This is a genomic window from Limosilactobacillus albertensis (genome assembly GCF_014145555.1).
GTDB classification, from domain to species: domain Bacteria; phylum Bacillota; class Bacilli; order Lactobacillales; family Lactobacillaceae; genus Limosilactobacillus; species Limosilactobacillus albertensis.
In genome coordinates this window covers 46,692-57,807 of the sequence record NZ_JACIVD010000054.1, presented here as the reverse complement: position 1 = coordinate 57,807, position 11,116 = coordinate 46,692, and the positions used below count along the sequence as shown (strand labels likewise).

The 11,116-nt window shown below is 38.6% G+C and carries 10 protein-coding genes and 1 riboswitch; of the genes, 5 read left to right on the top strand and 5 right to left on the bottom strand.

What is annotated here, in order from left to right:
* Positions 1 to 19: 19 nt before the first annotated feature.
* A complete protein-coding gene (locus H5S41_RS03330) occupies positions 20 to 988 on the bottom strand; it encodes an IS30 family transposase (protein WP_085720378.1) in 969 nt (322 codons plus the stop codon).
* 304 nt (positions 989 to 1,292) lie between these two features.
* Here H5S41_RS03330 and rihA point away from each other — a divergent pair, with 304 nt between their 5' ends.
* From rihA to ribH, 5 genes are all read left to right on the top strand, one after another.
* The gene (gene rihA / locus H5S41_RS03325) at positions 1,293 to 2,240 is read left to right on the top strand and encodes a pyrimidine-specific ribonucleoside hydrolase RihA (protein ID WP_182602326.1); all 948 of its coding nucleotides are present in this window, start codon (positions 1,293 to 1,295) and stop codon (positions 2,238 to 2,240) included.
* Positions 2,241 to 2,291: 51 nt separating this feature from the next.
* Positions 2,292 to 2,436, top strand: a riboswitch (FMN riboswitch).
* 163 nt (positions 2,437 to 2,599) lie between these two features.
* On the top strand, positions 2,600 to 3,640 hold the full coding sequence (ribD, locus tag H5S41_RS03320; RefSeq protein WP_182602328.1) for a bifunctional diaminohydroxyphosphoribosylaminopyrimidine deaminase/5-amino-6-(5-phosphoribosylamino)uracil reductase RibD: 1,041 nt from the start codon (positions 2,600 to 2,602) through the stop codon (positions 3,638 to 3,640).
* Entirely contained in the window at positions 3,633 to 4,235 is a 603-nt protein-coding gene (locus H5S41_RS03315; protein WP_182602325.1) for a riboflavin synthase, read from the top strand. Before ribD ends, H5S41_RS03315 begins: the two co-directional genes overlap by 8 nt.
* The gene (gene ribB / locus H5S41_RS03310; protein WP_182602324.1) at positions 4,235 to 5,416 is read left to right on the top strand and encodes a 3,4-dihydroxy-2-butanone-4-phosphate synthase; all 1,182 of its coding nucleotides are present in this window, start codon (positions 4,235 to 4,237) and stop codon (positions 5,414 to 5,416) included. The genes H5S41_RS03315 and ribB overlap by 1 nt, the downstream gene beginning before the upstream one ends.
* Before the next feature lie 2 nt (positions 5,417 to 5,418).
* Positions 5,419 to 5,877, top strand: coding sequence for a 6,7-dimethyl-8-ribityllumazine synthase (gene ribH, locus H5S41_RS03305; protein ID WP_182602323.1), 459 nt, complete (start codon positions 5,419 to 5,421; stop codon positions 5,875 to 5,877).
* 105 nt (positions 5,878 to 5,982) lie between these two features.
* On the opposite strand, the gene H5S41_RS03300 is transcribed toward ribH, so the two are convergent.
* The 4 genes from H5S41_RS03300 to H5S41_RS03285 all read right to left on the bottom strand — a co-directional run bounded on the left by H5S41_RS03300 (position 5,983) and on the right by H5S41_RS03285 (position 11,116).
* Complete coding sequence (locus H5S41_RS03300; protein WP_182602322.1) at positions 5,983 to 6,705, bottom strand: potassium channel family protein; 723 nt, start codon at positions 6,703 to 6,705, stop codon at positions 5,983 to 5,985.
* 72 nt (positions 6,706 to 6,777) lie between these two features.
* Positions 6,778 to 9,666 carry a YfhO family protein gene (locus H5S41_RS03295; RefSeq protein ID WP_182602321.1) on the bottom strand — a complete coding sequence of 963 codons (2,889 nt, stop codon included), beginning with the start codon at positions 9,664 to 9,666 and terminating at the stop codon, positions 6,778 to 6,780.
* Between the two features lie 154 nt (positions 9,667 to 9,820).
* Positions 9,821 to 10,393 carry an RNA polymerase sigma factor gene (locus tag H5S41_RS03290; RefSeq protein WP_182602320.1) on the bottom strand — a complete coding sequence of 191 codons (573 nt, stop codon included), beginning with the start codon at positions 10,391 to 10,393 and terminating at the stop codon, positions 9,821 to 9,823.
* A 348-nt stretch (positions 10,394 to 10,741) separates the two neighbouring features.
* The gene (locus H5S41_RS03285; RefSeq protein WP_182602319.1) at positions 10,742 to 11,116 is read right to left on the bottom strand and encodes a PaaI family thioesterase; all 375 of its coding nucleotides are present in this window, start codon (positions 11,114 to 11,116) and stop codon (positions 10,742 to 10,744) included.

Below are 11,116 nucleotides of genomic sequence, written 5' to 3'. Positions count from 1 at the left end.
CCCGAAATGTCAATTTAAATTAGAAAAATGTTGAAAGCTGTTCATCTGTGACGTGACTTAGGAATACTTCAAGTGGTGTGCGGTAGTGAAGTGACTTCCGTGGAATAGTATTTCGTTTGTGCATCAGCTGGGTGATTAGTTCATCTGGTAAATTACGGAAGTCTAATCGTTTACTGAGACCGTCACGACGTAAGATACCATTATTGTTTTCATTCAGGCCGCGTTGATTGGGCGCTCCAACCTCCGCAAAATAAGTATGAAGATCATGTTTATTGGCAATCTCACGCCAGCCCGCGAATTCCTTACCATTATCAAAGGTAATCGACTTAACGAAATGACGAGGTATTTTAGAAAGCCATTTATCCAAGTGATAGTTAACTGCTTCATCAGTTTTACGATGAACGTTAAGCACAATCATCACCTTAGATTGACGTTCCACCAAGGTCATGACCGCACCACGATGAGCTTTTCCTTGAACAGTATCAGCTTCAAAGTGACCAAACTCGTGTTGGTAGTGAGGAAAATCATGGTATCGCTGGTAAATACTCCGACCGAGATGCCCCGCCTTACCACGTCGTTCGACATAGCCATTGGGGTGTCGCTTGCCTTTCATCGGTAATTGCTGGACGGCAAAATTGTACTGTCCACGAGCAAACATCCGATAAAGTGTCCGCATACTACAGCTAATTGTCCGTTCTGCTCGACCAATGATCGTATCAGGTGTCCAGCCCGCTTTAACCTGCTCATTGATGTAGCTGATCTCATCCTTGGCTAGCTGAGCCTGCTTACGACCACAACGCTGCTTATTCCGTTGGTAAGCCTTAAGATACTGTGCAATGGTCTTACCGCTATCAAGAAATCGATAGACTCGGTAAATAGTTTCTTGGCTTCGTTTAAGCAGTTTAGCAGCTTGATAAGCCTTCGTACCTTGGTGCCAAAAATTAGCTATGAGGGTTAGTTCACGTGTGGTAAGATGTTTATAAGTCATTTGTGATGTTCCTTTACTTTTGTTTGTGGTTATTCAAAAGTCTATCACAAATGGCTTTTTTATTTTTCTAACTTAATTTTACAAACGGCGTGAAGAAAAATAAAACTACACAGCCTAAAAAACACTCAAAAAAGAAATTTGTTACTTTAGCTCTGTTAGCAGGAGCCGTTGCGTTACCGGCGTATTTATTTAAGAAAGCCTAAATGATAAGTTTTAAGGGTCACAGCTATGTGGCTCTTTTATTTTGTTATAATTAATGTAACCGCTATATTTATAATTAATTAGGAAAGGATAACGATAGCAAATGACTAAAAAGATAATTCTTGACTGTGATCCTGGGCACGATGATGCATTAGCATTAACGATGGCTGTTGCTTCACCAAAGATTGATGTACTTGCTGTAACGACTTCTGCGGGTAATCAGACACCAGATAAAACATTGAATAATGCAATGAGAATGCTAACCTTGTTACATCGAGAGGACATTCCAGTAGCCCAAGGGAACCAGACACCATTAGTGAAACCGCTCGAGACAGCTCCTGAAGTTCATGGAGAAACAGGACTTGATGGTGCCGACTTACCTGATCCGGATTTCAAGGTTCAGCCAATTCCGGCTATTGAATTGATTGCTAAGACACTACAGGAAAGTGATGAGAAAGTAACATTAGTTGTTACCGGTCCGATGACAAACGCAGCCTTATTCCTCAGAGTATATCCTGATTTAGCCAAGGAAAAGATTGACCAAATTGTCTTTATGGGTGGCGCTATGGGGCTGGGGAACTGGCGACCATCAGTTGAGTTTAATATCTTCGTCGATCCTGAAGCAGCCAAAATTGTAATGAACTTTGGTTTACCTTTAGTAGTGGCTCCATTAAATGTTACTCATAAGGCACAGATCATGAAGGATGAAATTCAAGCAATTAAACAAATTGATAACCCAGTTGGTCAGGCTTTTTATGGACTATTAAATTTCTTTGAGCAATACCACGAAAATCCTAAATGGGGGTTCAAAGGCGCACCGCTTCATGACCCATGTACGATTGCTTGGTTGATTGATCCAGCAATGTTTGAAACCGATAAAATGAATGTTGACGTTGAAACTCAAGGAGATCTAACGCGGGGAGAAACTGTTTGTGATTACTATCAATTGACTGATAAGCCTCAGAATACCGAAGTCCTTCTTGATATTGATCGAGATAAGTTTATTAACTTGATTATGGAAACTCTCCAAAGTTTTTCAAAAAATAAATAAGTATTTACAAAGAGAATGTGAAGAGTTAAACTAAATGTAAATTTAATAATTGATTTTCTTCGGGGCAGGGTGAAATTCCCAACCGACGGTAACAAGTTAACTTGAAGTCCGTGACCCGTTGGCAAGTATATTGTTAACGGTTGAACCAGTGCGAATCTGGTACCGACAGTAATAGTCTGGATGGGAGAAGAAAAATAAAGATTATACTAGTAGTGTAAGTATAAAGTCCCGGATAGCAGTAGTGTTATCCGGGATTATTTTTACCGAATTATTTTTATAATTATCAAACGCCCCGGAGAAATTCTAGGGCGTTTTTATTTTAGAAAGGGTGGTTAATTTTGAATGATGATGAGTATTTTATGCAAATAGCGATCGATGAAGCATTTACTGCTGGAATTGAAACATGGAAGAATCCTCGTGTTGGTGCAGTTATTGTAAAAAATAATCGGGTGTTATCACGAGGCCATACTCATAAATATGGTGGTATTCATGCTGAAAAAGATGCTATTCGTAAAGTCAGCCGTGAAAAATTAAAGGGTGCAACTCTTTATGTGACGTTAGAACCTTGTAACCATTATGGTAAGCAGCCGCCATGCACACAGGCTATAATTGACGCAGAAATTGAACGAGTCGTAATTGCCGAAACAGATCCGCATAAGCTTGTAACTGGGAAAGGTATTGCTGCTTTACAAGAGAAAAATATTACCGTTAAGACTGGTGTGCTAGAAGATATTGCGAGAAAGTTAAATCTACATTATGACTTCTTCTACCATCATCAGCGACCGTGGATAACACTTAAACAGGCAGTTAGTCTCGATTATCGAGTGGCAGCTAGGCAAGGACAGCGGACAGCAATTACTAATGCTCAGGTGTCAGAGTTTGTCCATACCGAACGCAGTAATTTCCAAGGAATTCTAATTGGTAGTCAAACTGCAATTATTGATAATCCAACTTTATTAACAACTATTTCTTCAGATTTCCCGCCAGTACGTATTGTATTAGATCGGCGAGGACGATTAATAAACTATCCGTCACTAAATTTACTTACGGATAAGAGGGCACCAACATGGATATTTACTGAAAATTCAGAATTACAAGGGAAATTTAATACGAATGTTAGTATATTTTTCAAGCAAAAGTGGACGATCGAAGGTATCATTCAAAAACTGGGCCATGAAGGGATGCAATCTGTATATGTAGAAGGAGGACCAAGTGTGCATCATGCATTTTTAAGACAAAACTTAGTAGAAGAGTTAATAACTTATGTTGCTCCCCAGCTTATCGGTAAAGGTGGCGTAATGGGGATGCAGTCGGATGGTCAAGTATCATTTACTGAACAGGATATTAAGGTAATAGGAAATAATATTAGGATTGTGGAAAGGAAGATAGAAAATGTTTAGTGGTTTAGTTGCAGGAACAGGAGAGATAACAAAAATTATTAAACAGGGTAAGACAATTGAACTGATGGTTAGACCGCAAATTGCTGATTTTTTAACAAACGTAAAACATGGGGATTCAATTGCTGTTAATGGTACTTGTTTAACTGTCGTTAGTATTATTGATAATCAATTTAGTACGACATTGATGCCACAGACTTTTGAGAAAACAACCTTTAAGAATTTGCAGGCTGGTTCACTAGTTAATCTTGAACGTTCATTACAAGTTGGTAGTCGTTTAGAAGGTCACATTGTAACCGGCCACGTGGATGAGGTGTCACAAGTTATTGAGCGAAAAGCAAATGAAAATGCAATAGAACTAAAATTTAATCTTCCGCAACACTTAGTAGGTCAGATTATTGCTCAAGGGAGTATTGCAATTAATGGAGTGAGTTTGACGGTAATGGATACTAGCTCAAAATGGTTTACGGTTGGACTTATTCCCCATACTCAATTTATAACGAATCTTGATAGGTTAGCAGTTGGTGACGAGGTTAACTTGGAAACCGATATATTAGGAAAGTACGTAGTTACAAATTTATCGGGAGGTAGAAAATAATGAATGTAAAGAAAATTCAAGCAGCAATTAAACACCTTCAACAAGGCGGACTAGTTATTGTAATGGATGACCTTGATCGAGAAGCAGAAGGAGACTTGGTTGGTCTTGCAAGTAAAGCTACCCCCGAAAAGGTTAACTTTATGACTAAGTATGCTCGTGGCCTAATGTGTGTTCCTATGGCGCCAGAAGTAGCTGAACGCTTAGCATTACCTCAAATGACCGTAAATAATTCAGATCCATTTGGTACTGCGTTTACAATCAGCGTTGACCACCATTCAACTACTACGGGAATCTCTGCTTTTGATCGTTGGCGTACAATTACCCATTTAGCAGACCCGACTGCTCAAAATGAGGACTTCTACAAACCCGGACACATTTTTCCGCTGGTTGCTAAGAAAAATGGGGTATTGGAACGGAATGGTCATACTGAAGCGGCAGTGGATCTAGCACGTTTAGCCGGTGTTGAACCAGTAGCATATATTTGTGAAATACTAAAGAGTAATGGTGAAATGGCTCGTTCATCAGAGCTTCATGAGAAAGCAGCCGAGTTTAGTTTACCAATTATTACGATCAAAGAGCTTCAAGAATATCGACAAAGTGAAGTGAGTAGATCAATAGAAGAAGTCCACCTCCCGTCTCAGTATGGTGACTTTCGCTTACAATGGTTTGAAGATGACAATCTAGCTTTAATAAAGGAGAAAATTGATCCTAATTTACCGATAATGGTTCGAATACATTCAGAATGTTTTACTGGAGATGTTCTTGGTTCTCTTCGGTGTGACTGTGGCCCGCAACTTCATGAGGCAATGAGACGGATTGAGGAAAATGGCAGTGGGATTATTATTTATTTACGACAAGAGGGTCGTGGAATTGGGTTGGAAAACAAATTGAAAGCTTACAGCTTGCAAGAGCACGGTTATGATACTGTGGAAGCAAATGAAAAATTAGGCTTTGCACCTGATGAACGACAGTATGACCAAGCAATTAAAATCCTTCATCAATTAGGGATATCAAAGATTAACTTGCTTACCAATAATCCAGATAAAATTGAAAAATTACAGCTTGGTGATATTGAAATAAATGAACGTTTGCCTTTAGAAATAGCTCCAAACAGGTATGACGCGAATTACTTAATTACAAAGAAAAATAAATTTCATCATTTATTACACTTGGAGGCTTAATTATGAAAGAATTTATAGGAAAATTTAATGTACAAACTGCAAAAGTTGGGATTGTTGTTGCTGATTTTAACGAAACAGTCACTAAACAATTAGTCCAGGGAGCTACAGAAATGTTGGCTAAGTTTAACCTTGAAAATGTTGATGTATACCATGTGCCGGGAGCGTTTGAAATTCCGTTTATGACAAAACAATTATTGGCGAAAAAGGAATATGACGGCATTTTGACATTAGGCGCTGTCATCAAGGGCGAGACGGACCACTACGATTTAATTTGTCAGAATGTTGCTAGCGGCGTAATGAATCTTAACTTAACGAGTAATATTCCAATTACATTTGGCATTCTTACTACTGATAATATTGAACAGGCAATGCAACGAGCTGGACTTAAAGCGGGGAATGAGGGCTCTATCACTGCACAAAGTCTATTAGAAATGATTTCACTAAATCGTCAAGTAAATTAAAGAAATAGTGGGACTCTAAATTAGTATGGCTATAGTAGTAAAATCCTTAATAGAGTAAACATCCTCATCTATGACTAAAGCATAGTCATAGATGAGGATGTTTTATCAATGTTTATTTTTAATTAGATTCTTAATTTCATCTAATTCCGCTTTTAATTGCTGATTTTCTTGTTGAATCTTAGTTAGTTGAGAAGAGATTTTTCGTTCATCTTTTTTGGCGAAAAACTCAGTGATCGTACTGGTCAACATTCCGATAAAACCAATTCCCAAAAGCATAAGGACAATTGCTGCTGCACGTCCGATTCCGGTCTTTGGAATTACGTCCCCATAACCGATTGTCGTGGCAGTAGTAATTGCCCACCACAATGCCGTCTCATACGATACCTTTTCTGAAATGCAAAACATTGCAGCGGCAACCATAATAACGGCGATGCTGATATAGAGATAATATAGTAATTCATTTCGCTCAAAAAATACTCCTAAACGACCAGTAAAACCAACTAATCGCATGATACGGATCAGTTTGAGCAGGCGGAATGTACGGCCAATCTGGGCGATGCGGAAAAAGAAGAAAAGGCTGCTTGCAGGAATAATTGAAAGAAGATCAAAAATATTATCTTTAACAAACTCACGCTTATTTGGCGCTATGATAAGGCGAATAAAGTAATCAATAAAGAAAATTAGCCAAATACTATTATCAATCGTGCTATATGGATATGCGTCAATATTAATGCGATTTGCGTAATAAGCAATTAGCATTCCAATTGATATAATTGCCAAAATCGCCATGATGATTTGATAGATAACGTAAGTAAACTTTTTATGCACAATCTTTCCCCTGCCCCGTAAATATAATTTTATCTTAAGCGTCCCTATGAGATGATGCAAGATTTAATTATATTATTTGCGCTTATAATTCCAGATAAGCGTAATAACACCGGCAATTAGTGTCCATCCAAGACCAATTAAACTAATAATAGCCCCAGCTTTTATCCCGGGAAGTTGATAGCTGAATGTTATTTGATGGGTGCCGGCTGGTAAGTATACTCCTAGGAAAGCTTGATTTGTTCGCAGGGTAGGGGCACTCTTATCATTAACCTTGACCGACCAGCCAGTAGAATATGGGATAGAAGATGTTAAGACACCTGGACGGGTAGTTTTAATTGAACCCTTAATTTGGTTACGACTAAATTTGACGTTTTTAAGCCGGTTCTTCTGTAATGTCTTAACTTCATGATAGTAACTATTATCGAGTTTTTCTGCAACAACACGGTATTTGAGCTGGTAAGTTCCTAGCTTTGATGGTTGGAAGGTAAGTGAGGTTGGGAGCTTTCCATCATAATATCCGATATTCAGCGTTGAATTAGTAACATGCTTAAATAAGGATAAGGTACTTTGGCGGGCTTGCTCAATCGTTGCCGTACCAAACTTACTACCGATATTCAGCTTAAAACTAATATCAGGCGAGCCGTTTAAGACATGGTAACGCCAGTAACGGTAATGAGTATAGCGTTCATTAATAACGCTGCCCGGATTAGTTGCAGTTTCCTTTAGGTGTGCTTGTTCATATGCAATCTGCTTTTTCATTGAGAATGGCGTGTACTTAATTTTAGAAAATTCAATGTGCAGCTCGCTTCCCCGTAATTTCTGTTGCATTTTCTTGCTTTGTAATTCCGGCAACTGCAATTGGTAGGTTTCTTCGCTATCAGTATAGTTTAGCTTGGCAGGATTAACCTTATTTAACCGATTAGAAACTAATTCACTCTTAAGCGGGTAAACATGGCTATTTAGCTTTGCTGCCTTCATCCCCTGTAAGTTTCCTTGCTTATCAACGAGGACACCCGTAGCTAAAGCCCGTTCCTTTTCGGTTGGTGAGAGTGAGCGGTAATCTTTTTGGCTAATGTAGTTATCTTGCCAGTAAAGTAATGGGAATGCGTACTTTGTTTTATACCGCATGGTTTGTGTGGGCACAAAGTCATCCTTGCTTTGCGGGTTGCTTGGCTGCCCTTCATCGTAATTAATAACCGGGTCGGTAGCTTTATCTAAGAAGTAGCCGGCAGGAATCTTTGTCGCATTGTCGCCGTTGCTTTGCACAAAGAGATATTTTACCCCAAAGAAATTGTTCATAATTGTCCGGTCGTCAGCTTGCCGAATGGGGATATTGGCCTGATACTGATTGTTTTGCAAGCTAGTATTGAATTGCCCCAGATACTTATTTTGTAACGAGTAATAGGAATCGATATTATGAAGGCCCGAAGTAAGGTCGTTATCTAAATTAGGACCGTCAATGATTTTGTTTTGACTAATTGTCGATACACGATAGAAAGGCTCCTTACTGAGATCTTGGTTAAGATTTCCATAACGGTTATTAGTAATGGCCTGGTACTCGCCGCGGTTAAGCATACTGCTAGAGAAATCCCCGTTATAAGGGAAGGCAGCGTAAATTGCATTAACGCCGGCATTGAGCATGGTAATCGCCAATAGCCAACGATAAGGGTGAGCTAGCTTGTTTAAATGAATTAGCCAAATCGTCATTAGTGAGATGATGAGAAAAATGACCGGCATAAAGATATCGTCTTCATTTTCAAAAAAGAAGGTCGCAATGAGAACAGCAAGGTAGATTGCTGTTGCCCAGCTTAAGATCTGCATGGTCCGGTGATCAAGCGTCAGTGCGTTTTCGGCTAGAATGCAGACGGCCATTGCTAGTGGCAGGTAGATCAAAAGCGTCCACCGATTTGATGCAGACATCATCCCGTTAAAAAATGCGCCGACAGCCGGAATTAATAACATAATGAGGGCTAGGCCAAGGCTAATCGTGATTAATGGATATTGCCGTGGACGTGAATAAATGTAAACCAGCGCAATAAAGCCGATTGAGACAATTCCAAGGGCTGACCAAAACATAAAGTACCATTGACCACCGTTAATCAGCGATTTTGGTAAGAACAAGTAATAATAAAGCGGGTAAGTTTTTAGTCCATTTGCAAATAAGGACCCGGTTCGCGTTGAATTAGTTACCGCAATTAACTCCGGCACCAGCAAAACCGCCGAGAGGAGTACACTTGTAACCGTGGCAAAAGCAAGCTTCAAAAAAGTCCGGCCATAGTTAAGCGTTCGCCGATAGTGAGTTCCTACACGTAACACAAGATAAAGAATGGAACCAATTCCTAAGACGTATGCTAAGTAATAATTACTAATTAGCATCCAGGTAAAAGCACCTGCAAGTGGCCAAGCGGACCCTCCTTGTAAAATTCGCTCAATTTGCACCACGATTAGGGGAAAGATGATAAACGGGGTAGTAAAGAAAGGCTGGGCAATACAAGCATATAGCAAAAATGAATTAACGAGATAAGTAGTTGCACCGATTAAAATAACGCTATTTCGAAATTTAAAATGCTGGGCAAAATAAATAAACGCTAAGCCTACACAGTACATCCGAATAACATTAATAACTTGGTATGCTAAAGTGATTTTCGCGGCAGGAAAGAGAAGTGCTAGGTAGGCAAAAATATCCCCGATCGTATAATACGAATAGACTTGGAAAGTATCGCTCCCTAGTCCCATTTGCCATGACCAAAAATTTAAATGGGGGTGGTGAATGAAACTAACTAGCGCTTCACGATATTTAGCTAATAATGGCAGGTGCTGGTTTAAAGCATCCTTGCTGAGAATAAAAGTGTGACCGGTTACTAAATAGGTACCGAAAATACAAATAGCTAAGAAAATAAATAAAATGGAATATTCAATATACAATTTCTTAACTGGTCGTTTTTTAAATGAGAAATCCATAATTACTCCTTGAACTAACAATCATTTTTAGGATATCTTCACTATTCTATCAAAAAAAGACGGATCATGTTGATATTTGAAAGAAAGATGGAAAAGTCAATATAAAAAGCTATGGTCACGTTATTTTCAAAAACATGGTCATAGCTTTTTAGCATTATTTTGTTAATACTTTTAGAAGTTTAATATGACAACGATGCAAAGCACTCTGAATGCTGCGCTTAGAGCATTTAAGGGTCGTAGCAATTTCAGTAACTGAATAACCGCTGTGGAGATAAACTAATACTTTTCGCTCAAACTTAGAACAATAATTAAGAAGATAATTTAGGCTTTGACGGCAGTAAATAATATCATCAGGAGAATGGCGCAAATAATCAATAATTATTTCTGAATACTCGTCTGTTAAAGCATAAAGACGCTCAGCGGGGATACGTTTATAAGCTTGTGTCTGACGTTGTAGGTCACGAATACGGTTTGTTAAACATTCCTTGAAAAAGCAGCTAAACATTCGCGGACCCTGGTTGTTGTACAAACGAATTACCTCTAGCATGACTACTCTGGCTTCCTGTTCCCAATCAGCAAGTTCTAAGTTGTTAACATTATAACGTTGCCATAAACGTCGGACCAGCGGCCAGTAACATTGAAATAATTCTTTGAAATCCTCATTGCTTCCTCGCCGAGAATTATTAATTAATTTAAGGTATTTTTCTTCATTTTCCTTGAAGCGCATCTCAAAATGCTCTCCTTTAAAATTGTAATTTACGCGATATGCTTCCCATCATACTCCTATTTACTCTTTCTCCCAAGAATAGGTAAACTGACGACCTAAAAAAGGGGCTCAATCCTTTATTAGGCAAGATAAAACGTTTTAAATTTTATCACGCAGTTCGCCTCGCGTTGGTACTAATTTATCAAACGTCCTATTTTAAGACAATATTAAAATTAGTGGAATTAGAACGGTCAATCGAACGTTAAGGATTAAAAAGGGCATGAAATAAAGGTCATAACTATTTTTAATAATTATAATAACTTTGGCTAAGTTAAAGTAGTTAAATAAATGATCAGAAAAATATAACTTCTAAGGGTGAGGCTGATTAATTAAAGTAACGATACTTGTACTGGTCCGCTGGTTATTACAGTAAACGTCAGCTTGCCAAGTTTGAATTCGGCGACCACATTTAATCGGTACTGCAATAGTATTTAATTTGCCATCAGATACCGCAATTAAATGCTCTGTGGTAATATTAATTCCGAGAGCTATTTGATCTTGTTGATGATCAGCTAGCCACTGATTTGCACCTAAGGAAGCGGCGGTTTCAGCGAGAACAGCATTCATTCCACCATGGACGATACCATAGGGTTGTTTGATTTTATCACTTACTTTGACAGTGATAACGCATTTGCTAGCTGTGACTGATTGAGTTTGAATATCTAAATTTTCTAATAGATTCAT